Source organism: Devosia honganensis, assembly GCF_042648785.1.
Taxonomy (GTDB): domain Bacteria; phylum Pseudomonadota; class Alphaproteobacteria; order Rhizobiales; family Devosiaceae; genus Devosia; species Devosia honganensis.
On sequence record NZ_JBHRYD010000015.1, the window covers coordinates 18,870 to 45,173 of the forward strand.

Genomic DNA, 26,304 nt, shown 5'->3' on the forward strand with positions numbered 1-26,304 from the left:
TTCCTATCGCACAAGCCGGCGTCGCGCAACGGGTCAGCGAGCGAAAAGCCGCCCGTCATTGCCAGCGGCTCGACCGCCGCTCGAGGCCCGGATCGAGATAGGTGCCGCCCCTGCCCGGCTGGGTGGTGAACATGCCGCCATATTGCTGCTGCATCATCTGCTCGCGCTGGATGGCGTCATAGGCCTGCACGTCGAGGCCGATCACCGAGGTCATGAGGTTGGGACCGGTGCCGGGCTTGAACGCCTCGGCGATCGCCGCCTCGCCCTCGAAGGCCTTGACCCCGGTGCTGGGATTGATCCAGGCGGTGGACATGCCCGGCGGCACGTTGAACGGGGTGGCGGGCCTGCCCTGCAGCGCCTTGGCCATGAAATCGGTGAAGATCGGCACCGCCATGCCGCTGCCGGTCGAGGCCGAGCCCATGGAGCGGGGCTGATCGTAGCCCACATAGACCCCCACCGCCAGTTCCGGCGTGAAGCCGACGAACCAGGCGTCCTTGTAGTCATTGGTGGTGCCGGTCTTGCCGGCCACCGGCCGGTTGAGCGCGCGCGCCGCCGTGCCCGTGCCGCGCAGCACCACGCCTTCCATCATCGAGGTGATCTGATAGGCGGTCATGGGGTCCAGCACCTGCTGGCGGTTGTCGAGGATGCGCGGCTCGCCCTGCCCGTGCCAGTCCGCGGCGCTGCATCCCTCGCAGATGCGCTGGTCGTGCCGATAGACCGTCTTGCCATAGCGGTCCTGGATGCGGTCGATCAGCGTCGGCACGATCTTGCGCCCGCCATTGGCGATGGTGGCATAGGCGGCGGTCATGCGCAGATCGGTGGTCTCGCCGGCCCCCAGCGCCATGGCCAGCACCGGCTGCATGTCGTCGTAAATGCCGAACAACCGGGCATAGTCGGCGATGAGCGGCATGCCGATATCGCGCGCCAGCCGCACGGTCATGACGTTGCGGCTGCGCTCGATGCCCCGGCGCAGGGTCTGCGGACCGTAGAATTGCTGGGCGTAGTTTTCCGGCCGCCACACCGAGCCGTCGGACATGCGCACCTCGATGGGCGCGTCGAGCACCACCGATGCGGGTGTATAGCCATTGTCCAGCGCCGCCGCATAGACGATGGGCTTGAAGGCGGAGCCGGGCTGGCGCAGGGCCTGGGTGGCGCGGTTGAACTCGCTCTCGGCGAAGGAGAAGCCGCCGACCATGGCCAGCACCCGGCCGGTGCGCGGGTCCATGGCCACCAGCGCCCCCTCGATCTCGGGGACCTGCTCGAGCGTATAGATGCCGTCCTTGCCCGCGACCGGGGAGACATAGATGACGTCGCCGCGCTTGAGGATATCCTGAACGGGCCGCGACACCCACTTGATCTCGGGGCCGGACAGCGTGCCCTCGACGCGTTCGGGAGAGATGGCGCCGTCGACGTCGTCGTCCGGCCGCAGCCCGATCCGCGCCTGGTTGTTCCCGGCCTCGAGAACCACGGCAAGCTGCCATTCGGGCACGTCGCCGAGCGGCCTGATCTCCGAAACCGCCAGCCCCCAATCGTCCCCCGGCTCGACGCTGGCGACGGGGCCGCGAAAACCGCGCGTGTGATCATAGGCGATGAGCCCGTCCATCAGCGCGCGGCGCGCATATTCCTGCAGGCGCGGCTCGAGCGTGGTGCGCACCGACAGCCCGCCGCCGTAAAGCTGGTCCTCGCCATAGAGCTTGGCCAGCTCGCGCCGCACCTCCTCGGTGAAATATTCGGCCGAATAGAGCTGGCTGCCGGCGGCGCGGGGTATGACGTTGAGCGGCTCCTGCTTGGCGGCGCTGGCCTCCGCGTAGGAGACGTAGCCGTTCTCGACCATGCGATCGATCACCCAGTTGCGGCGCTCGATCGCCGCCTGCGGGCGGCGGAAGGGATGGTAATTGTTCGGCCCCTTGGGGAGCGCGGCGATATAGGCGGCCTCGGAGAGGGTAAGCTGGTAGAGCGCCTTGTCGAAATAGTTCAGCGCCGCCGCCGCCACGCCATAGGAATTGAGCCCCAGGAAAATCTCGTTGAGATAGAGCTCGAGGATCTTGTCCTTGGTGAAGGTGGATTCGATGCGCAGCGCCAGGATCGCTTCCTGGATCTTGCGGTCCCAGGTCTGCTCGGAGGTGAGCAGGAAATTCTTGGCCACCTGCTGGGTGATGGACGACCCGCCCCCCTGGATGGCGGTGATGCCGTCCAGGCGCGCCATCAGATTGTCGCGCAGGGCGCGGACGACGCCGTCGATGGCGATGCCGCCATGGGTATAGAAATCCTTGTCCTCGGCCGAAAGGAAGGCCTCCACCACCAGCGGCGGCACCGTCTCCACCGGCTGGAACAGCCGCCGCTCGCGCGCATATTCGGCCAGCAGCGTGCCGTCGGCGGCGTGGACGCGGGTGGTGACCGGGGGCTGGTAATCCTGCAGCACCGTATAGTCGGGCAATTGCGCCGTCACCGCCGCGAGATAGACCGCGGCCAGCCCGACGCCGCCCAGCGCCAGGAACATGCCGAAACCGAAAAGCCAGCCGAGCAGACGGAACATCTAGTCAGGCACCTCATGCCGCTGGTCGGCGGCGCTGGAATCATAGCAGGAGTGGCGGGCGGAAGGGATCACGTTGTTCCGATCCGCCCCGGACGGACGCACGTTCACTTCTGCTCCTCGAGACTGTCGAAATAGGTCGAGATGCCCCGCGCGATCGCCTCGGCGGTGCGGTCACGCCAGCTCGATTCGGTCAGATTGGCGATATCGGCGGCATTGGAGAGAAAGCCCAGCTCCACCAGCACCGAGGGCACGTCAGGCGCCTGCAGCACGAAGAAATCGGCCTGACGCACCGGGAACCGCCGCAGCTCCACGCTGGGCTCGAGCTGGTGCACGATCGACCGCGCCGCCATGTAGGACTGCACCCGCATCTCCCGCCGCATCAGGTCGAGCAGGATATCGACCACTTCCGGCGCCATTTGCGGCATGGCGAAGCCGGCGATCACGTCCGACTTGTTCTCGTTGTCGGCCAGCACCTTGTCGAGAATGTCGGTGGCGTTCTCGTCGCGCGTATAGACGCTGGCGCCACGAATCTCCGGCTGCTGGAAACTGTCGGCATGGATGGAGATGAAGATATCGGCCTTGTTGGCCCGCGCCAGCGCCACCCGCTCCTCGAGGCGCAGATAGCTGTCGTCCTCGCGGGTCAGCGCCACGTCAAACCGGCCCGATTCCACCAGCAATTGCTGGAGCCGCAGCGAGAAGGCGAGAACGATGTCCTTTTCCTTGACCCCGTCGGCGGTCTCCGCGCCGCTGTCGATGCCGCCATGGCCCGGATCGATCACCACCAGGGGTTTGGAGGCGATGGGCAGCTCCGACCCGCCCGCCGGCGTCGAGGCGGCGGGCGCCAGTTGGGCCGAGGCGGCCCGGTCGCGCTCCACATTGGCGGCGAACTCCTCGTCCGTCGCCGGGATGATGTCCACCACCAGCCGGGCCGGCTGGCCCTCGAAGGGGTCGAGCACATAGGCCTGCTGCACCTGCGCCGGCCCCGACAGGACGAGCGTGGTGCGCACGCGGTCGGGCGCGGCCTGCTCGATGGTGTATTCGGAGACCATCCCCTCGCCCGCCGGCTCGCCCTCATCCTCGGGCACGGAAAAAGTGCCCGCCCGGACGTCGATGGCGAGGCGGGCCGGTTCGTCGAGCGACACGAAGGCGAACTCGGTCCTGTCGGCCAGGTCGATCACCAGCCGCGCCCGCTCGGGCGTCGCGGTCACCCGCGCGTCGATGACGTTGGGCAATGGCGGCAGGACCGACTGTTCCTGCGCCATGGCGGTGGCGACCAGCGCCAGCACCGCCACCAGAGCGACCGCCAGCCGTTTCAGCAAATACGGGGTCAAAACCAGACCGGCTCCCACAGTTCCGCAGCGTCACATGCCTCGCCCTTGCGGCGATTCTTCGGCATGGGTTCGCCTTATGCGATGATTTGCGGCCCGGGCCAAGAAAGCATGGTTCAAATCCGCCGGAGACCGGCCAATTCGACTTTCCTGTTGCCATTCGGGCGCAACTTTCTTACACGCTAGGACCAAGGTGCCGGTGTTCGGCGATCGTTTTCGGGACGGGTGACGCCGCCCCCTATGATCCCCGACAGGCCGGAGGAAACCCGCAGAAGGCGGGGCGATCCGGTGTAATTGCGGTTTCGGCGCCTTATATGAAGAATTTCGGCCTTTCCCGGCCGGACGGTGGATTGCCCCGGCAAGCCGCCCAATAGGAAGAGGTCATATGGCCCGCAGGCGAACAGGACGCGACGCGATCGAATATGCCGATTGCCGCTTTGCTTCGCCCTCGATGCCGGCCGTGGCCACATATAACAATGCGCTGAACGTGAGAGGTTCGCGCTCAATATCACTCATCAAACCATTCGCCTCGCAATGCGCCACAGGGCTGCCGGCATTCCGGCCCGCCCCTGTCGGAGCGCGAGTGCGCGGAGCTCATTATGGCGATCAAGAGAATGCTGGTGGATGCCATCCACCCGGAAGAAACACGGATAGTCGTTACCGCAGGTAACCGGCTGGAGGAATTCGACTTCGAATCGGCGACCCGCCGCCAATTGCGGGGCAATATCTACCTCGCCAAGGTCACGCGCGTCGAACCGAGCCTGCAGGCCGCCTTCGTCGAATATGGCGGCAACCGCCACGGTTTCCTGGCCTTCAGCGAAATCCACCCCGACTATTACCAGATCCCCGTCGCCGACCGCGAAGCCCTGCTGCGCGAGGAGGAGCACGACGACGACCATGACCATCACGACGATGGGGACGACACCGTCTCGCTGCCCGAGGGCGTGACCGAGCCGGACGCCGAGGCCGACCCGCAGGAGCCCGGCGATATCGGCCATATCGAGCAGGCCCCGGCCAATAGCGGCCCGGTGGAATCCATCGGCGGCGGCGACGCCCTCGAGGAAGTGCCCGAGCGGCGCCGCTCCCCGGCCAAGCGCCAGTACAAGATCCAGGAGGTGATCAAGCGCCGCCAGGTGATGCTGGTGCAGGTGGTCAAGGAAGAGCGCGGCAACAAGGGCGCGGCGCTGACCACCTATCTGTCGCTGGCCGGCCGCTATTCGGTGCTGATGCCGAACACGGCGCGGGGCGGCGGCATCTCGCGGAAAATCACCAATGCGGCGGACCGCAAGCGGTTGAAGGAAATCACCGCCGACCTGGAAGTGCCCCAGGGCATGGGCGTCATCCTGCGCACGGCCGGCGCCTCGCGCACCAAGGCCGAGGTCAAGCGCGACTTCGAATATCTGATGCGGCTGTGGGAGAGCGTGCGCACGCTGACCCTGCAGAGCCAGGCGCCCTGCCTCGTCTATGAGGAGGGCTCGCTGATCAAGCGGACCATCCGCGACCTCTACAACAAGGACATCGGCGAGGTTCTGGTCTCGGGCGAGAACGCCTATCGCGAGGCCAAGGACTTCATGAAGATGATCATGCCGTCCCACGCCAAGAACGTGAAACCCTATGGCGAGGAACAGCCGCTCTTTTCCAAATACAATGTCGAGGCGCAGCTCGACCAGATGTTCTCGCCGGTGGTGACCCTGCCCTCGGGCGGCTATCTGGTCATCAATCCCACCGAGGCGCTGGTCTCCATCGACGTCAACTCGGGCCGCTCCACCAAGGAGCACAATATCGAGGACACCGCGCTCCAGACCAATCTGGAGGCGGCCGAGGAAGTGGCGCGCCAGCTCCGCCTGCGCGACCTGGCCGGGCTCATCGTCATCGACTTCATCGACATGATGGAGAACCGCTCCAACCGGGCAGTGGAGCGCAAGCTCAAGGATTGCCTCAAGGACGACCGCGCCCGCATCCAGGTGGGCCGCATCAGCCATTTCGGCCTGATGGAAATGAGCCGCCAGCGCATCCGCTTCGGCGTGGTGGAAAGCTCCACCCACAAATGCCCGGTCTGCGACGGCACCGGCCTGGTGCGCTCCACCGAGAGCCTGGCGCTGATGATCATGCGCCATATCGAGGAACACGTGCTGCGCAAGCACGGCCAGTCGATCAATGTGCGCGTGCCCACGGAAGTGGCGCTCTATATCCTCAACTACAAGCGCGACACCCTTTCGGCGCTCGAAGCCCGCAACGCCCTGTCGATCACCATCACCGCCGACAGCAAGCTGACCGGGCATCAATTCACCATCGAAAAGGGCGAGGCCCGCGTCTCCGCCTATGCCGACCAGCGCGCCGCCGCCCATGTGCGCGTCGACAGCGCCGTGATCGAGGATGCCGAGGAGGATGAGGAGATCGAGGCCGAAGCCGGCGACGCCGAGGCCCACGACGACAATGGCGAAGGCGAGGGCAATGGCCGGCGCCGCCGCCGCCGCCGCCGCCGGGGTGGCGCCAATGGCGAGCGCAATGGCGATCACGCCCCGCAGCCGGCTGCACAAGGCGCTGCCGCCGGCGAGGCCGAAAGCGACGACGAAAACGGAGCCGAGGCCATCGATGCCGAGAGCGAGGACGCCGCCGCCGAGGGCGATGGCGAGACCCGCCGCCGCCGGCGCCGGGGCCGTCGCGGCGGCCGCCGCAATCGCCGCGACCAGGACGGCGAGACCGCGCCCGAGGCCGAGGCGGCCGCGATAGAAGCGCCCGAGGATGCGGTGGTGGAGCATGTGGAGATCGCCGAGGCCCCGGCCCCCGAACCGGCGCCCGCGCCGGCGACGGAAGCCCAGGCCGTGACCGCCGAAGCGGAGGCCGAGGCGGCGCCGGTGGAAAAGCCCCGCCGCACCCGCCGCAAGAAGGTGGTCGAGACCGAGGAATCGGCGCCTGCCGAGACCGCGCCGGTGGAGGCCGTCGCCGAACCGGCCTCCGAGCCGGTCGCCGAGGAAAAGCCCAAGCGCGCGCCGCGCACCCGCAAGCCCAAGGCCCCGGCGGCCGAGGCGACGCCGGCAGAGGCAGTGCCGGCAGAGGCGCCCGCTGCTGCGGCAGCGGAGACGGCCCAGCCCGCCGAGACTGCTCCGATGGAGGCCAAGGCCGAGGCGGCACCCGCCGCCCCTGCCCGCGCCCGCCGCACGCGCAAGGAACTGCCGCCCGAAGGCGTGGTGGTGACCTCCGCCTCCGCCCCGGCCGAGGAGGAAGCGCAGCCCGAAGACGAGCCGGAAAAGAAAAAGAAGGTCGGCTGGTGGCAGCGCCGCCTCGGTCTCGGTTGAGGGATCGAACACAAGGGGGGCCTCCGGGCCGCCCTTTTTTTCTCTCCGGCGACCAGCCGCTGCCACCAAAGCCACCGGCATCCACGGATAAGGCGAGGGCATTTCCCCAAGCGTCGGTGTCTCGCCAAGAATTTTCCAAAACCACCGCCGCTGCCCACGGGCTTGACCCGTGGGCCGGCCAGAGCGCCTCCACCACTTCGGCACTTGCTGAGAGCGGCCCGCGGATCAAGTCCGCGGGCCGCGCCGGAGCGGGGGCAAGATCACGTCACCACCACCACGCTGTCATCCCCGCGAAAGCGGGGACCTCTGTTTGGTTCCAGAAAGGGATAACGGGGGTTCCCGCTTTCGCGGGAATGACCTGGTGGTGGTGGAAGATACAGACCTGAAACGCCGCCCCGTTTCCTGTCACCTCCACCCCTGGTCAAGACGGATGATAGCGAAACACCAGGTCTTCCGGGTCCTGCCGGGGCGGTCGCATCGAGCCGGCCCTCGGGTCACGCCCGAGGGTAGCGAAGTGCTTGTGTGGGCGGATCAGCCCCCCGCCGCCAAAAAGCCGCGCAGTCGCTCCAGCGCGTCCTCGATGCTTTGGGTCGTGCCGGCATAGCTGAAGCGCACGAAGCCGTGGCCGTCGGTGCGGTCGAAGTCGATGCCCGGCGTGGCCGCGACGCCGGCCCGGTTCAGCATGGCGTCGCAGAAGGCGAGGGAATCATTGGCGAAGTTCCTGATGCCGGCATAGGCGTAAAACGCGCCATCCCCGGCCGCCGGCAGCTCGAACCCGAGATCGCGCAGCCCATCCGTGAGCAGTGTCCGGTTGCGCGCGTAATCCGCCTTCCGCGCCTCGGCATAGTCGCGCTCACCCAGCGCCGCGGTGGCGGCGATCTGGCTCAGCGTGGGGGCCGAGATGAAGAGGTTCTGCTGCAGGATCTCGGCGCGGCGCACCAGCGGCTCGGGCAGCACCATCCAGCCGATGCGCCAGCCGGTCATGCAGTAATATTTCGAGAAACTGTTGATGATTATGGCGTCGCGCGTCAGCTCCAGCGCGCTGACCGAGGGGCCGCGATAATCGAGCCCGTGATAGATCTCGTCGGAAATGAGAGTGACGCCCAGCCGCGCGCAGGTGGCGACGATATCGGCGAGGCCGGCGCGGTCGACAGCCGCCCCGGTGGGATTGGCCGGGCTGGCGAACAGCAGGCCCTCGAAGGGCTGCGCGCGGTGGGCCGCCTCGATGGCGGCGCCGGTCAGCCGCCAGCCATCGCCGGCGGCGACCGGGATTTCCGCCACCGCGAAGCCGAGGCCGAGCAGCGTGTTCACATAGGCCGGATAGCCCGGCCGGGTGACGGCGATGCGGGCGCCGGGCCGGAAGGCGGCGTGGAAGGCGAGGATGAAGCCGGCGGACGAGCCCATGGTGGCAAGGATCGCATCCGGATCGACTTGAACGCCGTGCCGGCTCTGGTAGTGGCGGGCCAGGCCCTCGCGCAGCGCCATCATGCCCTTGGCGTCGGTATAGCCCTGCGGTTGCGGCAGGGCCTGCGCCACGGCCTCGAGCACGCGCGGCGCCGGCGGCGCTCCCGGCTCGCCCAGCTCCAGATGGCAGATGCTCCGCCCCTCCGCCTCCAGCGCCCTGGCGCGCTTGAGGATGTCCATGGCGAAGAATGGCATCAGCCCATCGGGCGCGGTCCTGGTCATCTGGGCTCCGTTCGTTTCCCCGGGACCTAGCCCAATGACAGCCGATCGGCAAGGAAGCGGCTGGCCCACAAGCGGGTGCCAGCGCGACGCTTGTCTGCTAAGAAGCCGCAAAAGACTCGACCGGAGCCGTTCATGAATCGCCTCGCCCTCGTTCTCGCTGTCATCGCCGGCCTGCTTGCCGGCGCCCTGGGCTATGCCCTGCTGGACCGGCCGCAGCCCGAAACCGACGCCGTCGCGGTGCGCGCCATCGTCGAGGCGGTGCTGGCGGAGCGGGCGCCGGAACCGGCGCCGGTGGCCCCCGCCATCGACGCGGCCACGCTCAATCCGATGATCGAGGATTTCCTGATGAGCGACCCGAAACTGCTCCAGCGGCTATCGGTGGCGCTGGACGAAACGCTGCGGGTCGAGGAGCAGGAGCAGGCGCGCCTGGCGATGGCCGATTTCCGCAAGGCCATCTACGAGGCCCCCGGACAGGTGGTGCTGGGCAATCCGGACGGCGACGTCACCCTGGTCGAGTTCTTCGACTACAATTGCGGCTATTGCCGGACCGCCCTGCCCGACCTGGCGGCGCTGCTGGCGGAAGACCCGAACCTCAAGGTCATCCTCAAGGAATTCCCCATCCTGTCCAACGAGTCCATCGACGCGGCGCGCATCGCGGTGCTGGTCGGGGAATCCGATGCCGATTACTGGGCCTTCCACGAGGCGCTGTTCTCGAGCCGGGGCAAGGTCGACAAGGCCGCCGCCCTCGCCGCCGCGCAGGAACTGGGTCTCTCCCCGGTCGATCTCGAGCTGCGCATGGGCGAGCCGCGCGTCGCCAGCGTCATCCAGAACTCCTACGAGATCGCGCAGGCGCTGGGCATCACCGGCACCCCCACCTACATCATCGGCAACGAGGTCATCCCCGGCGCCATCGGCCTCGATGGGCTGCGCGCCCGCATCGCCGACATGCGCGAATGCGGCGAGAGCCGGTGCAGCTGACCGCCTGGCCACGCTGGCCTTTTCGGTGCATTTCGTGTAACCGCCCTTGCGCCGGCCCGAACGGCCGGTGCAAAAGGCATTGATCATGGCAAAACGCGTTCTCGTCCTCAACGGCCCGAACCTCAACCTGCTCGGCACGCGCGAGCCGGAGACCTATGGCGCCGGAACGCTCGCGGACATCGAGACGCTGTGCCGGGCCGCCGCCGCAGACCTCGGGCTGGCCATCGAGTTCCGCCAGTCCAACCACGAGGGCGAACTGGTGAGCTGGATCCAGGAGGCGCGCGAGACCGCCGACGGCATCCTGATCAACCCCGCCGCCTATTCCCACACTTCCCTCGCCATCCACGACGCGCTGCGCGCCGTGGCGCTGCCGGTGGCCGAAGTGCATCTGAGCAATATCCACCAGCGCGAGGCCTTCCGGCACCATTCATACGTGTCGTCGGTGGCCTTCGGCGTCATTTGCGGCTTTGGCCCGCTTGGATATAAACTGGCCCTCATGGCCTTGGCCGAAAAACTCACATAACGCTTCGACGCGAGAAGCCGGAGACCGACAAGAATGACGAAGTCATCGCAGGTGGATCAGGACCTGATCCGCGCCATTGCCGAACTGCTCAACAAGGAAAATCTCGCCGAAATCGAGATCGAGCAGGAAGACCTGCGGGTCCGCGTCACCCGCTCCTATCCCAATGAGGCTCCGGCCTACGCCCCGCCCCCGATGCAGTACATGGCGCCGCCCGCCGCCGCTCCGGCGCCCAGCGCCCCCGCCGGCTCGGTGCCCGCCGCCACCCCCGCCAAGGCCGAGGACCTCGCCGCCAATCCCGGCACGCTGACCTCGCCCATGGTGGGCACCGCCTATCGCGCCTCCGAGCCGGGCAAGCCGCCCTTCGTCGATGTCGGCGCCAAGGTCTCCGAGGGCCAGACCGTGCTCATCATCGAGGCGATGAAGACCATGAACCAGATTCCGGCGCACCGCTCCGGCACCGTCACCCGCATCCTGGTGGACGATGCCCAGCCGGTCGAATATGGCGAGCCGCTCGTCGTCATCGAATAAGGGGGCTTCGCATGTTCCAGAAAGTCCTCATCGCCAATCGCGGCGAAATCGCCCTGCGCATCCTGCGCGCCTGCAAGGAACTGGGCATCCAGACCGTGGCGGTGCATTCCACCGCCGACGCCAATGCCATGCATGTGCGCCTCGCGGACGAAAGCGTCTGCATCGGCCCCAATGCGGCCAAGGACAGCTATCTCAACATCCCCTCCATTCTCGCGGCCTGCGAAATCACCGGCGCCGACGCGGTGCATCCGGGTTATGGGTTTCTCGCGGAAAACGCCCGCTTCGCCAAAATCCTCACCGAGCACAAGGTGACCTTTATCGGCCCCTCGGCGCACCATATCGAGATCATGGGCGACAAGATCACCGCCAAGAAAACCGCGGTCGAACTGGGCATCCCTGTGGTTCCCGGCTCCGCGGGCGCGGTCGAGACCGAGGACGAGGCCCGCCAGACCGCCAAAAGGATCGGCTATCCGGTGCTGATCAAGGCCACCGCCGGCGGCGGCGGGCGCGGCATGAAGGTCGCCAAATCCGAAAAGGACGTGATCGAGGCCTGGTCCACCGCCCGCACCGAGGCCAAGGCCTCCTTCGGCAACGACTCGGTCTATATGGAGAAATATCTCGGCCAGCCGCGCCATATCGAGGTGCAAATCCTGGGCGACGGCCAGGGCAACGCCGTGCATCTGGGCGTCCGCGACTGCTCCTTGCAGCGCCGCCACCAGAAGGTGTGGGAAGAGGCCGGCGGCCCCACCATCACCCCGGAAGAGCGGGACCGGATCGGCGAAATCTGCGCCGTGGCCATGCGCAAGCTCAAATATTCCGGCGCCGGCACCATCGAATTTCTCTACGAGAACGGCGAGTTCTACTTCATCGAAATGAACACGCGCCTGCAGGTGGAGCATCCGGTCACCGAGCGCATCACCGGCATCGACATCGTCTATGAGCAGATCCGCGTCGCCTCGGGCGAAAAGCTGTCGATGACCCAGGACATGGTGCAGTTCTACGGCCACGCCATCGAATTGCGCATCAATGCCGAGGACCCGCAGACCTTCGCGCCCTCACCGGGCACCATCACCTTCTATCATCCGGCCGGCGGCGTGGGCGTGCGCGTCGATTCGGCGGTCTATCAGGGCTACAAGATCCCGCCCTATTACGACTCGCTGATCGGCAAGCTCATCGTCTATGGCCGCACCCGCGAGGAATGCCTCAAGCGGCTGAGCCGCGCCGTGGACGAATTCGTCGTCGACGGGGTGAAGACCACCCTGCCCCTGTTCCAGCGCCTCATCAAGGAGCCGGATATCCTGGCGGGGAACTACGATATCCACTGGCTGGAGAAATTCCTGGCCGACAACAAGGCGTAAGCGCCTCAATGGCCTGGAAAACCACCCCCACCCTCGATCCCTCCCCACAAGGGGGAGGGAGGCGAAGGACCGGCCTCCGGATTTATCCAGATGCGATAGCCCTGGCGCGCGGGGGAAGGGAAGATGAAGCAATCATGGCCCGTCGCAGCGACCCCTTCACCCTCGATATCACGCCCGAGCTGATCGTGCGCGCCTATCGGGCGGGCATCTTCCCCATGGCCGAGGACGCCGCGGACGAGGACCTGTTCTGGGTCAGCCCGGAAATGCGGGGCATCATGCCGCTCGATGGCTTTCGCGCCTCGAAAAGCCTGCGGAAGGCCATGCGTAATACAAGCTGGACCATTCGCGTCGACACTGACTGGGACGGCGTCATCGAGGGGTGCGCCACCACCGGCAAGGACCGCAAGACCACCTGGATCAACGGCACCATCCGCGCCGTCTATGGCGAATTGTTCCGGCGCGGCATCGCCCATACGGTCGAGGTCTGGGACGGCGAGGAACTGGCCGGGGGGCTGTACGGCCTGGCCATCGGCGCCGCCTTTTTCGGTGAATCCATGTTCCATCGGCGCACCGACGCCTCGAAGATGGCCATGGCGCATCTGGTCGAGCGGCTCAATGCGGGCGGCTTCCAGTTGCTCGACACCCAGTTCCTCACCCCGCACCTCGCCTCGCTCGGCGGCATCGAGATTTCCCGCCCCGCCTATGAGGACCGGCTGAGCCGGGCCATCGAGGCGGAGGCCGACTGGCAGCGCTGGGACCGGCGATGACGGGCGCCCCATCAGCCATTCCTTGCGGAAAAACCGCAAAGGCGCTACCGCTCGCCCCATGAGCCGCAACAAGTTCCCGCCAAAGCCGAAATACGATCCCGATACCGGGCCGGTCTATCTTTACGGGCTGCACACGGTGCGCGCCGCGCTCGACAATCCCGCCCGGGTGAAAAAGGCGCTGCTGGCGACGCCCAACGCCCTCAACCGCCTGCGCGAGAGCGGCGAGATCGGGGCGGTGCCGCTGAGCGAAACGACGCCCAAGGAGCTGGACCGGCTGCTGGGCAGCGATGCCGTGCACCAGGGCGTGGCGCTGGAGGTCGATCCGGTGAGCCGGTTCGGGCTCGACGACATCGACCCGCTGCGGCTCGTGGTGGTGCTCGACCAGATCACCGACCCGCACAATGTCGGCGCCATCCTGCGCACCGCCTGCGCCTTCGGCGCCGATGCGGTGATCACCACCGCCCGCCATTCGCCGCGCGAAACCGGCGTGATGGCCAAGGCCGCCTCCGGCGCGCTCGACATGATCCCGATGATCGAGGTGCGCAATCTGGGCGATACACTGGAAATATTGAAGCGGCGCAACATGTTGGTGCTGGGTTTTGATTCAGATTCGGAGGCGCCGCTGAAGCCGCGCCAGGGCGACACGCCGCTTGCGGTGGTGCTGGGGGCGGAGGGCAAGGGCCTGCGCCAGCGCACCCGCGACTTGTGCGACGAGATGGTGCGGCTGGACATGCCCGGCCCGATCAAGTCGCTCAACGTCTCCAATGCCGCCGCCATCGCCCTGTTCGCCGCCACGGCGGGGCGCCAGCCATGACCCGGTTCGACCCCTTCGCCATGGCGCTGCGCCTTTCGGGCGTCACCGTGCCGCAGGAAGAGCTCGACACGGCGCTCCGGCAGCTCACCGTGCGCTACGAGCCCGAGGACGCCGAGAACAGTTTCTACGCCCAGATCGACGTGCCGACCGCCAATCCGGTGCGCGCCCTGCTGGACCTGGCGGACCGCTCCGGCGCGGCCATTGCCGCCATGCTAGAGGACCGGCGCATCGGCCGGGCGGTGCTCGATATCGCCTTCGACTATCCCGAGCAGGGCGAGGACATGTCGGTGCGCCTGCCGGCCCACGCCGCCGCCGCCATCGCCATGCGCGGCATCGATATCGAGGTGTCGGTCTATCTCACCGATGTCGAGGAAGACGAGGATTAGGGCGCTTCCTCCCGCCGGGGGTGAGGGGCACCCCCTCACGGGCTCTCGAGCGGCGGGGGCGCTTCGGCGGTGATGACGCTGCGCCCGAACAGGCCGGTACTGCGCGGCGCGAGGCGCACCACGGAATAGCCGCGCGCCTCCAGCTCTGCGAGGAAGGCCGGCAGCATGTCCACCGTGCGCTGGTGGATGTCATGGAAAAGAATGATCCCGCTGCCCCTTGCATCGAGCCGGGCCAGGGTGCGGGCGGCCACGGTTTCGGGGCTGTCGCGATAATAGTCCTTGCTGTCGATATCGACGTCGAGCACCACGATGTCGCCCTGCAGCAGCGAGGTGCGCAGAAAGCCGGTTTCGGAGAGATAGGGGAAACGGAAGAACGGCGAGAGCCCCGCCCCCGCCCCTTCCAGCGCCTCGGACACCGCCGTCTCGCCACGGACGATCTCGGCGATCGCCTGCTGGCGGGAGAGCTTGCCCAGATCGACGTGATCATAGGTGTGGCTGCCCACCGTATGGCCGCGCCGGGCCACCTGCCGGGCGAGCTGGGGATTGGCGCGGGCAGCCGATCCGAGCATCAGAAACGTCGCCTTCACCCCGAAACTGTCGAGCGTGTCGAGAATGGCGGGCGTCTTGCCGGCGCGCGGGCCGTCGTCGAAGGTCAGCACCACTTCGCGCGGCTTGAGGACGATATCGGCGGTGGAGGCGATCTGCAGGGTCCGCCCCGCCAGCGCGCCGCCCTTGAAGATCCGATCGGGCATGGGCTGGCTCATCCTCGGCGGCGGAGCGCGATAGGCGCTGGCCGTGACGATCCCGTCCTTGGCCGCGACCGGCCCGGCGGCCAGATCGTGCTGGGCGATGGGCTTGGCGCAGCCCGCCATGGCAACGGCCACAAGACCGGTAACGACAAGCGCGCGCAACGACCGCAAGGGAGCACCCATAACACCTGATTAAGTGCGCTCCACAATTTGCTATTATGGTTAATAATCCCCTCGCAAAATCTTAAGAACTACTTACCGGCCAAAGACTTGGCCTTGCGCGCCAGCGTATCGAGGGCACCGAGGAACGCCGAGCGGTCGGCGGGGCGGAAGCCGGGATTGTGCCCGGCGATGGCGCCGGTCTCGCGCAAATGCTGCTTGAGGCCGCGCATGGCCAGCGCCATGCCGATGGAAGCCGGGGTGAACGGCCTGCCGGTGAAGCCCAGCACATGACAGCCCTTGTCGATGGCGCGGCTCGCCAGCGGGATATCGGCGGTCAGCACGATATCGCCGGGCGCCGCATGCTCGACGATCCAGTCGTCGGCCGCATCGGCGCCGGACGGCACGATCACCACAAGGACCATGGGATCGCGCGAGGGGCGGATGCCGCCATTGCTGACGAAGACGATGACCAGGCCCACGCGCTCGGCCACCCGGCGCGCCTCCTCCTTCACCGGGCAGGCATCGGCATCGACGAGGATTTTCGGGCTGCTGGACGGCATCTGGATCATGTCGCGCCGCGGCCCCGGCCCTTCCGGTTCCCGCCCCGATCGATGCCGGTACGCAGGGGGATGGGCCGGGTCACTCCCGGATGGCGCCAGGGCCCGGCGTGGCGCCGGGCGGAACCTTGCCCATGATGATCATGCCCAGCACCTCGTCCTTGGTCACTTCATCGGTGCGGGCCTCGCCCACCACCTGCCCGTTCTTCATCACCACCAGCCGGTCGGCCAGGTCGAAGACGTCGTGGATGTCGTGGCTGATGAGGAAGATGCCGATGCCCTCGGACTTGAGCTGCTTGATGAGCTCGCCCACCTGCGCGGTCTCCTGCGGCCCGAGCGCCGCCGTGGGCTCGTCCATGACCAGGATGCGGGCGTTGAACAGGATCGCCCGGGCGATGGCCACCGATTGCCGCTGCCCGCCCGAAAGCGCCTTCACCGGCTCCTTGAAGCGGCGGAAATTGGGATTGAGCCGCCCCATCACCTCCCGCGCCTTGGATTCCATCGCCGCATCGTCCAGCGTGCCCAGCGGGGTGACCATTTCGCGCCCCAGGAACAGATTGGCCGCAGCGTCGACATTGTCGGCGACGGCGAGCTGCTGGTAGATGGTCTCGATGCCATAGGCCTTGGCGTCGCGGGGATTGTTGATGGTCGCCGTCTCGCCATTGATGCGGATCTCGCCGGTATCGCGCTTATAGGCGCCGGACAGAATCTTGATGAGCGTCGACTTGCCCGCGCCATTATGCCCGAGCAGGCCCACCACCTCACCGGCATGCAGCGAGATCGAGGCCTGATCGACCGCGCGGATGCCGCCGAAGGCGATGGAGATATCGGTCATTTCGACCAGGGGCGTGCCGGAATCCAGCATAGCGCTACTCCTACTGCTTGTTCTGGCGATAGAGCGTGTCGAGCCACACCGCAAACACCAGCACGATGCCCACGACGATCGACTGGAGCGGACTGTCGAGGCCCATCAGAACCATGCCCGATTGCAGCGACTGCATGACCAGCGCCCCCAGCAACGCCCCGGCCACGGTGCCCACGCCCCCCGCCAGCGAGGTGCCCCCGATGACGGCGGCGGCGATCACGTAGAGCTCGTCGAGTGTGCCCAGCGCATTGGTGGCGGCATTGAGCCGCGCGGTGGCGATGGCGGCGGCGACGGCGCAGAGCGCGCCCATCAGCATGAAGATCTTGACCGTGACCCAGCGGGTGTTGATGCCGGCCAGCTCCGCCGCCTCCGGATTGCCGCCCATGGCATAGACATAGCGGCCGAAGCGCGTGCGGGTGGTCAGGAAGGTCATGGCGACGCCGATGCCCAGCGCAATGAGCACGGGAATGGCGATGCCATGGGCGATGAACAGCCCTTGCTCGGGAATGGCGATGTCGTTGGCGCGGGCGAAATTCTCGGCGATGCGCACCGGCCAGGGATAGGCGTTGGCGACCCAGACGGCGCCGATGGTGGCGCCGCAGCCGATGGCCGCAAGAGCGACCTCCGCCCAGATCGGGCGCTGGGGGAAATGGAAGCGGCGGCGCTGGCGGCGGCCGAAATAGATGGCCAGGACGATGGCGGCGCAGGCGACGATGGCCACCACCCAGCTCCAGAACGCGCCGATGGCCCCGGACGGCCCGCCGCCCATGAGCTGAAAGGTCGAATCCATCGGCGCCACGGTCCGCCCCGCGGTCACCCACCAGGCGGAGCCGCGCCACACCAGATAGCCGCCCAGCGTGACGATGAAGGCCGGCACCCGCAAATAGGCGATGATGCTGCCCTGGATCGCGCCGATCCCCACCCCGACCACGAGGCCGGAGGCCAGCGACAGCACCCAGATCAGCGGATGGCCGAGCCCCAGCCCGAGCTGCACCGGCAGGATCTGGGTCTGCATGACCCCCATGACCATGCCGACCACGCCCAGGATGGACCCCACCGACAGATCGATATTGCGGGTGACGATGACCAGCACCATGCCGGTGACCATCACCGCCACCGAGGCGGTCTGCACCGACAGGTTCCACAGGTTGCGCGGCGTCAGGAACAGCCCGCCCGAAAAGATGTTGAAGCCGATCCAGATGACGGCGAGCGCGCCGATCATGCCCAGAAGGCGCGTGTCGATCTCGGTCGCCGACAGAAAGCGCTGGAGTGGATTGTGAACCGAATGGCTCGGATGCGTGCTGCTGGAAATGGCTTGCTGTTCGGCCATTGGGCTCCCCTTCTGGAAACGACGCGTGCGGGATCGCGGTCCGGTTACGGAAGTGCCGCAGCGCGAACGCCGCGGCACCTCGCTGACCAGTCTATACCGGACCGGCCTCAGTCACACGCGGCAACCGCTCCGGCCGCGACGCCCTGGCAGACCACATCCTTGGCCACCCAGCCGGCATCGATGACGACGTTGAGGTTTTCCTGGGTGATCGGCACCGGCGGCAGCAGCACCGCGTTCATCTCGACGCCGTTCGGGCCATCCGAGAAGGTGGTGGCGTCGGTGACCTCATCCAGAGCCGCGCCGCCAGCCAGTTCGAGGGCGATCTCGGCCGCCTTCTTGCCCAGCTCGCGCGCATCCTTCCACACCGAGACGGTCTGGGTGCCCAGCGCAATGCGGTTGAGGGCGGCATGGTCGCCGTCCTGGCCCGAAACCGGCACCGCGCCGGCGAGGCCCTGCGCCGCCAGCGCCGCGATGGCGCCGCCTGCCGTGCCATCATTGGAGGCGACCACGGCGTCGACCTCGTTGTTGTTGGCCGTCAGGAACTGCTCCATATTGGCCTGGGCGACTTCGGGGTTCCAGTTGTCGGTATAGGCTTCGCCGACATTCTTGATGGCGCCCGAATCGATGGCCCCCTTGAGCACGTCCATCTGGCCGGCGAACAGGAAGTCGGCATTAGGGTCGGCCGAATTGCCCTTGATGAAGACGTAATTGCCCTCGGGCTGCACGTCGAACACCGCCTGCGCCTGCATGCGGCCCACTTCGCGGTTGTCGAAGGTCAGGTAGAAGGCGTCGGGGTTCTCGATCAGGCGGTCATAGCCGACCACCGGAATGCCCTCGGCCACCGCCGCCGCCACGGCCGGGCCGATGGCGTCGCTGTCCTGCGCCAGCACGATCAGCGCATCGGCGCCCTGGCTGATGAGGCTTTCGATATCGGTGAGCTGCTTGGAGGCGGACGATTGCGCGTCGGCCGAAATATACTGCGCGCCGGCGGCCTCGAGCGCCGTCTTGATGGCCGCTTCGTCGGTCTTCCAGCGCTCTTCCTGGAAATTGTTCCAGGACACGCCGATGGTCACCTGGTCCTGGGCTACCGCCGAACCGGCAAGAACGGTCGAGGCAAGCAGGACCGCTGCGAACTTTTTCATATCTGTCCTCCCAACGGGCAGCGAACTGCCCCGCATTGTGCAGGTGGCGGTACGATCCGGAGCGGACGACGCCTCCCTGCGTCCCGAGCATTATTTTTACTGCTCGAAAAAAGCTCTCGCATAGGCCGGCGCGGCGTGTCAACGTCAAATTCGCGCGGCATGTTCCAGCTTCAGGCCCGTTGGGATATTGCGATAGACGAAGAGGAATGCTCGCTTGGCCGCGAGGGACCGGGGAGAGGCACGCTTGACGCGACATGTCAGCGACAGCGACACCATAAGGCGGCAGAATCGCGGGCTGATCCTGCGGGCGCTGCGTACCGGCGGCCCGCAATCGCGCACCACTCTGGCCAGCGCCACCGGCCTCAGCCACGCCAGCGTCACCGCCATCATGCAGGACCTGATCGCGCAGGGCCTGGTGGAGGAACTGGCCAGCCCCGAGCGGAGCGGAGGACGCGCACGTGGACGCCCGGCGACGCTGATCGGCTTCCGGCGCGACGCCGCCTATGTGGCGCTGTTCGAGATCGACGTGAACCGCGCCCGCCTGTCGCTGGTGGATTATGGCGGCGTGCTGGTGGACCGGCTGGAAACCGAAGTCACGCCCGCGACCTTCCGCGACTGCGCCCCCACCCAATTCCTCGTGGCGCAACTCGATCACCTGTGCCGGCGCACGCCCCGGGCCTCCGGCACCCTGCGCCGGGTCGCCATTTCGGTGCAGGGCATTCTCGACCGCGAGGGGGGCGGGCTCAAATGGTCGCCCATCGCGCATCTGGCTGGCCCGGCATTCGCGCATGAACTGGCCGCCCATACCTGCCTTCGCGTCACCCTGCACAAGCGCGGGCGGCTCCTGGCCGAGGGCACGCGCTGGATGCATCCGCATCTGCTCGAGGCCAGCGTCGCCACGGTCTTCATCGGCTCCACCGTGGCCATGGGCCTCAGCCAGCACGGCCAGATCGCCGGGCGCGGCGGCGACGGAGCCACCGAATTCGGCCATATGAACCACGTTCCCGACGGCGCGCTCTGCCGTTGCGGCATGCGCGGCTGCATCGAGGCCTATGCCGCCGATTACGGCGTGCTGCGCACCACTTTTTCCGTGCCCGAGGCGACGCCCCCCGCCCCCGCCGTCCCCCCGCAGCAATATGAAGCGCTGATCCAGCGCGCCGAACAGGGCGACCGCGCCGCCACCCATGGCTTCAACCTCGCCGGTCGCGCCATCGGCTACGGCCTCAGCCGCATGCTGGCCATGTTCGATCCCTCGCATATCCTGATCGTCGGCCCCGGCGCCCAGGCGCTGCATCTGATGCGCGCCGAAATTGCCGCCGCGCTGGGCGCCTCGCTGGTCTGCCGCATCAACGGGTTACCGGAAGTCATCTCGCATCCGGACGAGAAGGAACCGATTTTCCGGGGACTGATGATGAAAACGCTCGGCGAAATCGACCAGACCGACTTCGCCGCGCTGCCGGCCACAGCACGGTAGGAGCACGGCCGCCACCGCCTCCTCTCCCATCACGGCCTCATGCGATCCGAGTTGCCGCTACGCCCGCGCGATGCTACAGGGCAGGCCAAGCCGGTATAGCTCAGTTGGTAGAGCACCTGATTTGTAATCAGGGGGTCGCGGGTTCGAACCCTGCTGCCGGCACCAGCCCAGGCTCAGCTTCCCGCGCCGCCAATGCCGGTGACGTATTGGCGCCAATTGTGCCGTTCCCGGAAACCCAGGACCTCGCGGATCTTGCGGTTGGAGATGGGGGCTTCGTATTCCCCCATGGGTCGGGCGATGGGCGTCCGGGGCGCCCATTTGGCAAGAAAGGCGGCGCTGGGCTCGGTCGCCGTGATCTCGTCATTGACGGCGTTGAAGACCTGGAAGCCCAGCCCGTCCCGGGCGATGCACAGATCGACGATCTGGCCGAGATCGCGAGCGTCGATATAGCTCCAGGCATTGCGCTTGCGCGATGGCGGATCGGCGAGAAACGCCGGAAACCGGGCGTAATCCTCCGGCTCGATGACGTTGCCGATGCGCAGGGCGTAGATATCGGCCCCGGTGCGCATCGCAAAGGCCCGGGCGGTCTTCTCGTTGACCAGCTTGGAGAGGCCATAGCTGTCCATCGGATCGATGTCGTAATCCTCCTCGAGCGGAAACCGGTGATAGTCCTTGTCGCCCTCGGCGAAGCACACGCCATAGGTGGTTTCGCTGGAAGCGATGACGATCTTGCTTATGCCCAGCTTGGTCGCCGCCTCGATGACATTGTAGGTCGAGGTGACATTGGCCGTGAACGTCTCGTTGTCCGGATGGATCAGCACCCGCGGAATGGCCGCGAAATGCACTACGGCATCGACTGGCGCAGGCCCCTTGCCGGTCTCGAAACCATCAAAGCCGAAATGCATGGAGAGCGCGTTGAACACCTGGCCGCTATCGGTGAGGTCGGCGATCAGCGTGTTGACGCCCTCGAGCACGAGCGGCTTGAGGTCGAGATTGAGGATTTTATGGCCCTGCGCCAGCAGATAGGCGATTGCGTGGCGACCGGCCTTGCCGCTGCCGCCGGTGAAGATGATGCGCTTACTCATGGATATGCTCTTCCCTCCTTGCCGGTCAGGCGTTCCGCAGGCGCGCAATGGCCTTGGCCTGCAGGCTGTCCGGCGACATCTGCATGAGCTCGATCCGGTGCCCGTCCGGGTCCACGATCCAGGCCTGCCAATTGCCGTCGGCGCCCTGCGTCTTGGGACGGTAGAGCGGAATGCCCGCCGCTTCCAGTTCGCGCACGGCCCGGTCGATATCGGCCACGGCCAGGCACATGTGATCATAGCCCACCGCATCGGCGCCCGGCGCCGCATCGCCTTCGCCCTCCGGAAACACTTCCAGATATTGATCGTCGGTGATGCGCAGATAGACCAGCCAGAGGCGCCCGTCGCGGTCGAGGCGCATCATTTCGGCAAAGCCGAGCTTGCCGACGTAAAACTCCAGGGTGCGGGCGACATCCTTCACTCGGATCGCTACATGGGTGATCGATGCGACGGTCAGCATATGAAAACCTTTCTGAAATGACGGAATTGAAGGAACGAAGCCACGCGCTCCCGATCGTCTCCGCGACCGGCACAGGCGCCCTGCCCGCTCGTCTTTCCCGTTCCTCCCCTCGCCTCCATGGCCCGGGCCTGACCTTATCCTTATATGAACTTTGGCAGTTCATATATCGGCCCGGCCGCTTTCGCCTTCCCGAACGCAGCCCAACCGACATCAGGAGGACATGATGGCAGAAAAGATCCGCTGGGGCATATTGTCGACGGCCGATATCGGCATGGAAAAGGTGACGCCGGCCATCCAGCGCTCGGCCCATTCGGAAGTCGTGGCCATCGCCTCCCGGGACCTCTCGAAGGCGCGGGCGGCGGCCGAGAGGCTGGGCATTCCCAAGGCCTACGGCTCCTATGAGCAATTGCTGGCCGATCCCGACATCGACGCCATCTACAATCCGCTGCCGAACCATCTGCACGTGCCGATGACGGTTGCGGCGACGCAGGCCGGCAAGCACGTCCTGTGCGAAAAGCCGATCGCCCTCTCCGCCGCGGATGCGGAGGGCCTGCGGGCCTGCGCGCCCGGCCGGATCGTGCTGGAGGCCTTCATGATCCGCTTCCATCCGCAATGGCTGCGCGCCCGGGAGATCGTCCGATCCGGCGAGCTCGGGGAGATTCGCGCCATCAATGCGGTGTTCACCTATTTCAACGTCGATGAAGGCAATGTCCGCAATCAGGCCGATATCGGCGGCGGCGGCATTCTCGATATCGGCTGCTATCCGCTGACGGCCGCGCGTTTCCTGTTCGAGAGCGAGCCGCGCCGCATCGCCGCGCTGGTGGAGCGGGACCCGGGCTTCGGCACCGACCGGCTGGCCAGCGTGCTCGCCGATTTCGGCGATGGCCGCCATCTGAATTTCGTCTGCTCCACCCAGGCCGCCGGCGACCAGTCCGTCAAGGTGCTGGGCAGCAAGGCCAAGCTGGAGATCATCATTCCCTTCAACGCCCCGCCCAATGAGCGCACCGCCATCACCGTCGACACCGGCGCCCCCTTCGACGGGTCCCTCGCCCGGCGCGAAATCCTGCCCGCCTGCGATCAATATACCGAACAGGCGGAAGCCTTCGCCTTGGCCGTGCTCGGCAGACAGCCCCTGCCCTGGGGCATCGAGGACGCGATTTCCTCCATGAAGGCGCTCGACGCCGTGTTCGCCAGCGAAAGAACCGGCGGCTGGGCGACGGTGTGACGGGGCAGGTCTCGGGCGTCCTCAGGTATATCTGATGCGCGGATCGAGCCAGGCGAGCAGCAGGTCGGAAAGCAGCGTCCCGATGACGGTCAGGACGCTCAGCATCATGATGAAGCTGCCCGCCAGGTACATGTCCTGGCTGATGAGCGCCTGCAGCAGGAGCGGACCGGTTATGGGCAGGTTGAGCACCACGGCGGTGATCACCGTGCCCGAAACCAGCGTGGGCAGCACCCAGCCCACCGTCGAGATGAAGGGATTGAGGGCGATACGGACCGGATACTTCAACAGCAGCCGGTTTTCGGAGAGGCCGTAGGCCCGGGCGGTCGTTACATAAGGCTTGGACAATTCGTCGAGCAGATTGGCCCGCAGGATACGGATGAGGGCCGCCGTGCCGCTGGTGCCCAGCACGATGGTGGGAATGATGAGATGCTGGCCCAGATCCACCAGCTTGCCCCAGGACCAGGGCGCGTTTTCATATTGAGGCGAGAACAGGCCGCCGATACCGGCACCGAAATACCGGAACGAAATATACATCAGCACCAGGGCGAAGAGGAAATTGGGGATCGCCAGCCCGAGGACGCCGATAAAGGTGGCCAGATAGTCTCCGGCCGTATTCTTGCGCACCGCGGTATAGATCCCGATCGGCAGCGAAACCGCCCAGATGAACAGCAGGGTCACGAGGGCAAGCACGAAGGTCAGGCCGAGACGGTTCCATAGCAGGTCGGCGACAGGACGCCGCCATTCGAGCGAGTAGCCGAAATCGCCGGCAAAGACGATGTTGGAAATCCATTTCCAGTACTGCACGTAGAGCGGATCATCGAGGCCGTATCGCGCCCGCAGGGCGGCCATTTCCGCCGGGTCCACCGTGGTGCCCTGCAGGTTGAGCTGCGCCACCATGGCGGTGACGTAGTCGCCCGGCGGAAGCTGGATGATGATGAAGGTCATGACCGAAATAGCGGCCACCGTCACCAGCATGTAGAGTATTCGACGAATGATGAAGGCCGTCATGCCATGCTCTCCGGATCGGAGCCACCCGGCAGAGCCGGGTGGCCGGGATGTGAAGCGTTACTCGGCTTCGTAGTAGAACTGCTCCGGATTGGCGGCGCCCGGATGAGCGTATTCCGTGCTGGCGAGGAGCACGCCGGGGAAATTGCCCATCAGCCGGTTGACGATGCCATAGTCGGAGGTCGGCTGCATGACGCCGATGGTGTAGAATTCCTCCTTGGCGATGGTCATCAGCTCCCGCATCAGCTCGAGCCGGGTGGGCGCATCCACCGTGGCGAACACCTGCTGATAAAGGTCCATCTGCCGCTTGGCGGCCTCTGACGGCTCCTCGGGATGGGTGTCGTTGGTGAACCACTGCCCCCAGGTGGTGGCGTAAAAGGCCGCCCAGGAATAGGGGAAGTAGTACTTCGGATCGAACAGCGAATCCGCGCCGCCCGAGGCGGACCAGACAGCCGCATCGTGCTCGTTCGATTCCACGCGCTGATTGAGTGCCGTGGTATCGGAGGTGTTGATCAGAAGGTCCACCCCGATCTGGCGCCAATAGCCCTTGATGAGCTCGGCACTATCGATCCAGGGCTGGCGGATGACGGAAATGTCGATGGTGAATTGCAGCGGACGTCCATCGGACATCAGCCGGATACCGTTACCGTCCTTCTCGGTCAGCCCGATGCTGTCCAGCATCTCGTTGGCCCTGGCGATGTCGAAATCGGTGAACTGGGTCGCCATCTCCTCGTCGAAGAGCGGAGATTCAGGCCGCTCGACGGTCTGATACGGACGCCCCTGCCCCAGCCAGACCAGTTCGATGACCTCGTCGCGGTCCACCGCCGTCGACAGCGCCTGACGGAAGGTCTTGTTGGCGAACAGTTCGCGCAAGACCGGATCCTTGTGGGTCATGTTGAGCGAAATGATCATCAGATTGGCGCGGTTGGGCAGCACCTCATAGAATTCGTAGCCACCCTTTTCCTGATTGTCGAAGAAGGTGCCGCGATTTTCCGGCGTGGCCACGAAGCCGACATAGGAGTCGAGCATGTCGAAATCGCCATTGGCGGCCTTGAGCGTGGTCACCTGCGCGTCGGTGATGATGTCCACGGTCACCCGGTCGAAATAGGGAAGCTGGTTCCCTTCGGTGTCCACCTTGAAATAGTAGGGATTCCGCTCCGCGATGACCTGTGCGCCGCTGCCCTGCCCGATGCCCTGGGTGATGATCCAGGGGTGCAGGCGCGGCATTTCCGGATTACGCCACATATCGGCCTTGGCGTGGAAATCCTGCACCCAGGTGCTGCTCGCCGCATCCGGATTGTGATCGGGATGGAACTGGGACAAGTAGTGCCTGGGATAGGCAAAGGGCTGGTTCTGCTCGGCATCATTGGACGGTGTCGACATATATTGCAGCAGCAGGCCGCTGGGCCCGCCGAACTTGAACTTGACCGTGGTGTCGTCGATCTTCTCCACCACCAGCGGCTCGCCGTTTCGTACCGACCAGGTGGGCTTGGCCGGGAAAAGCTGCGTGTTGGAATAAACGTTCTCGTACCAGAACATCACGTCGTCGGCGGTGAACGGCTCGCCGTCGCTCCATTTATGTCCCTCGCGCAGATGGAAGGTGTATTCGGTGCCGTCCTCGCTGATCTCGACGTCCTCGGCGACGTTCATGATGACGTCGGGGAGGATGTCCTCCTGCTCGATACCCGGCTGCCAAGTGACCGAACGCACGAAATTCTCGTAGCCGATGGTGCGGGCGAGCGTGCTGATATCACTGGGCGAATTCATCACCAGCCGCCAGGTGCCGCCATATTGGCCCACGGTTTCGAACGGCTCGACCACCATGGGGTTGGCCGGCAGGCGTTCCTCCACCGGCGGCAGGTCGCCACTGGCAACGCGATCCGCAAGCTCCGGCGCTTCGCTGTAATCCTGCGCCATCACCGATACCGAGGTCATCAGCAGCGCGGCCAGGGTCAGCCTGGGCACGGTCAGTGCCACTCTCGATAGACAATGCATGTTTCTCCTCCTTCATTCACTGTCTTGGGCGGCTTCGGAGCCGCCCGCTGAGATA

The 26,304-nt window shown here is 66.2% G+C and carries 22 protein-coding genes and 1 tRNA gene; 11 read left to right on the top strand and 12 right to left on the bottom strand.

Annotation, left to right across the window (positions count from 1 at the left end; translation table 11 throughout):
* Positions 1–55: 55 nt before the first annotated feature.
* Complete coding sequence (locus tag ACFOOL_RS15110) at positions 56–2,536, bottom strand: penicillin-binding protein 1A (RefSeq protein ID WP_380098130.1); 2,481 nt, start codon at positions 2,534–2,536, stop codon at positions 56–58.
* A 104-nt stretch (positions 2,537–2,640) separates the two neighbouring features.
* On the bottom strand, positions 2,641–3,867 hold the full coding sequence (locus ACFOOL_RS15115; RefSeq protein WP_380098132.1) for an N-acetylmuramoyl-L-alanine amidase: 1,227 nt from the start codon (positions 3,865–3,867) through the stop codon (positions 2,641–2,643).
* Positions 3,868–4,463: 596 nt separating this feature from the next.
* On the opposite strand from ACFOOL_RS15115, the gene ACFOOL_RS15120 reads away from it, so the two are divergent.
* The gene (locus tag ACFOOL_RS15120; RefSeq protein WP_380098133.1) at positions 4,464–7,163 is read left to right on the top strand and encodes an Rne/Rng family ribonuclease; all 2,700 of its coding nucleotides are present in this window, start codon (positions 4,464–4,466) and stop codon (positions 7,161–7,163) included.
* Between the two features lie 531 nt (positions 7,164–7,694).
* Here ACFOOL_RS15120 and ACFOOL_RS15125 read toward each other — a convergent pair.
* Positions 7,695–8,849: a pyridoxal phosphate-dependent aminotransferase gene (locus ACFOOL_RS15125; protein WP_380098134.1), complete on the bottom strand. Its 1,155-nt coding sequence runs from the start codon at positions 8,847–8,849 to the stop codon at positions 7,695–7,697.
* A 132-nt stretch (positions 8,850–8,981) separates the two neighbouring features.
* Between ACFOOL_RS15125 and ACFOOL_RS15130 the strand changes: the two genes are divergently transcribed.
* The 7 genes from ACFOOL_RS15130 to ACFOOL_RS15160 all read left to right on the top strand — a co-directional run bounded on the left by ACFOOL_RS15130 (position 8,982) and on the right by ACFOOL_RS15160 (position 14,203).
* On the top strand, positions 8,982–9,827 hold the full coding sequence (locus tag ACFOOL_RS15130; RefSeq protein WP_380098135.1) for a DsbA family protein: 846 nt from the start codon (positions 8,982–8,984) through the stop codon (positions 9,825–9,827).
* Between the two features lie 85 nt (positions 9,828–9,912).
* Positions 9,913–10,350, top strand: a complete 438-nt coding sequence (gene aroQ / locus ACFOOL_RS15135) for a type II 3-dehydroquinate dehydratase (protein ID WP_380098136.1) — start codon at positions 9,913–9,915, stop codon at positions 10,348–10,350.
* A gap of 33 nt (positions 10,351–10,383) precedes the next feature.
* Positions 10,384–10,878 (top strand): acetyl-CoA carboxylase biotin carboxyl carrier protein, encoded by a 495-nt coding sequence (gene accB / locus ACFOOL_RS15140; RefSeq protein WP_380098138.1) that lies wholly within the window; start codon positions 10,384–10,386, stop codon positions 10,876–10,878.
* An 11-nt stretch (positions 10,879–10,889) separates the two neighbouring features.
* Positions 10,890–12,236, top strand: a complete 1,347-nt coding sequence (gene accC / locus ACFOOL_RS15145) for an acetyl-CoA carboxylase biotin carboxylase subunit (protein WP_380098139.1) — start codon at positions 10,890–10,892, stop codon at positions 12,234–12,236.
* A gap of 134 nt (positions 12,237–12,370) precedes the next feature.
* The gene (aat, locus tag ACFOOL_RS15150; protein WP_380098141.1) at positions 12,371–13,003 is read left to right on the top strand and encodes a leucyl/phenylalanyl-tRNA--protein transferase; all 633 of its coding nucleotides are present in this window, start codon (positions 12,371–12,373) and stop codon (positions 13,001–13,003) included.
* 58 nt (positions 13,004–13,061) lie between these two features.
* On the top strand, positions 13,062–13,817 hold the full coding sequence (gene rlmB / locus ACFOOL_RS15155; protein ID WP_380098142.1) for a 23S rRNA (guanosine(2251)-2'-O)-methyltransferase RlmB: 756 nt from the start codon (positions 13,062–13,064) through the stop codon (positions 13,815–13,817).
* A complete protein-coding gene (locus ACFOOL_RS15160; protein ID WP_380098145.1) occupies positions 13,814–14,203 on the top strand; it encodes a hypothetical protein in 390 nt (129 codons plus the stop codon). Before rlmB ends, ACFOOL_RS15160 begins: the two co-directional genes overlap by 4 nt.
* A gap of 35 nt (positions 14,204–14,238) precedes the next feature.
* Here the strand turns inward: ACFOOL_RS15160 and ACFOOL_RS15165 are convergent, their stop codons facing one another.
* The 5 genes from ACFOOL_RS15165 to xylF form a co-directional block, all read right to left on the bottom strand.
* Positions 14,239–15,123, bottom strand: a complete 885-nt coding sequence (locus ACFOOL_RS15165; protein ID WP_380098146.1) for a polysaccharide deacetylase family protein — start codon at positions 15,121–15,123, stop codon at positions 14,239–14,241.
* An 80-nt stretch (positions 15,124–15,203) separates the two neighbouring features.
* Positions 15,204–15,674, bottom strand: coding sequence for a YaiI/YqxD family protein (locus ACFOOL_RS15170; protein WP_380098306.1), 471 nt, complete (start codon positions 15,672–15,674; stop codon positions 15,204–15,206).
* Between the two features lie 79 nt (positions 15,675–15,753).
* Positions 15,754–16,536 carry an ATP-binding cassette domain-containing protein gene (locus tag ACFOOL_RS15175; protein ID WP_380098148.1) on the bottom strand — a complete coding sequence of 261 codons (783 nt, stop codon included), beginning with the start codon at positions 16,534–16,536 and terminating at the stop codon, positions 15,754–15,756.
* Between the two features lie 10 nt (positions 16,537–16,546).
* The gene (locus tag ACFOOL_RS15180) at positions 16,547–17,866 is read right to left on the bottom strand and encodes a sugar ABC transporter permease (RefSeq protein WP_380098149.1); all 1,320 of its coding nucleotides are present in this window, start codon (positions 17,864–17,866) and stop codon (positions 16,547–16,549) included.
* Between the two features lie 107 nt (positions 17,867–17,973).
* Positions 17,974–19,008 carry a D-xylose ABC transporter substrate-binding protein gene (gene xylF / locus ACFOOL_RS15185; protein WP_380098151.1) on the bottom strand — a complete coding sequence of 345 codons (1,035 nt, stop codon included), beginning with the start codon at positions 19,006–19,008 and terminating at the stop codon, positions 17,974–17,976.
* Between the two features lie 244 nt (positions 19,009–19,252).
* On the opposite strand from xylF, the gene ACFOOL_RS15190 reads away from it, so the two are divergent.
* Complete coding sequence (locus tag ACFOOL_RS15190; protein ID WP_380098152.1) at positions 19,253–20,482, top strand: ROK family transcriptional regulator; 1,230 nt, start codon at positions 19,253–19,255, stop codon at positions 20,480–20,482.
* 89 nt (positions 20,483–20,571) lie between these two features.
* Positions 20,572–20,647, top strand: a tRNA-Thr gene (locus ACFOOL_RS15195).
* 8 nt (positions 20,648–20,655) lie between these two features.
* Here ACFOOL_RS15195 and ACFOOL_RS15200 read toward each other — a convergent pair.
* Positions 20,656–21,567 (bottom strand): NAD-dependent epimerase/dehydratase family protein, encoded by a 912-nt coding sequence (locus tag ACFOOL_RS15200; protein WP_380098153.1) that lies wholly within the window; start codon positions 21,565–21,567, stop codon positions 20,656–20,658.
* Positions 21,568–21,592: 25 nt separating this feature from the next.
* Complete coding sequence (locus ACFOOL_RS15205) at positions 21,593–22,024, bottom strand: VOC family protein (RefSeq protein WP_380098154.1); 432 nt, start codon at positions 22,022–22,024, stop codon at positions 21,593–21,595.
* Positions 22,025–22,247: 223 nt separating this feature from the next.
* Between ACFOOL_RS15205 and ACFOOL_RS15210 the strand changes: the two genes are divergently transcribed.
* A complete protein-coding gene (locus tag ACFOOL_RS15210) occupies positions 22,248–23,249 on the top strand; it encodes a Gfo/Idh/MocA family protein (protein WP_380098155.1) in 1,002 nt (333 codons plus the stop codon).
* 21 nt (positions 23,250–23,270) lie between these two features.
* Here the strand turns inward: ACFOOL_RS15210 and ACFOOL_RS15215 are convergent, their stop codons facing one another.
* Together ACFOOL_RS15215 and ACFOOL_RS15220 are read right to left on the bottom strand one after the other, a co-directional pair.
* A complete protein-coding gene (locus ACFOOL_RS15215) occupies positions 23,271–24,257 on the bottom strand; it encodes an ABC transporter permease (protein WP_380098157.1) in 987 nt (328 codons plus the stop codon).
* Positions 24,258–24,314: 57 nt separating this feature from the next.
* Complete coding sequence (locus ACFOOL_RS15220) at positions 24,315–26,249, bottom strand: ABC transporter substrate-binding protein (RefSeq protein ID WP_380098158.1); 1,935 nt, start codon at positions 26,247–26,249, stop codon at positions 24,315–24,317.
* Positions 26,250–26,304 lie beyond the last annotated feature (55 nt).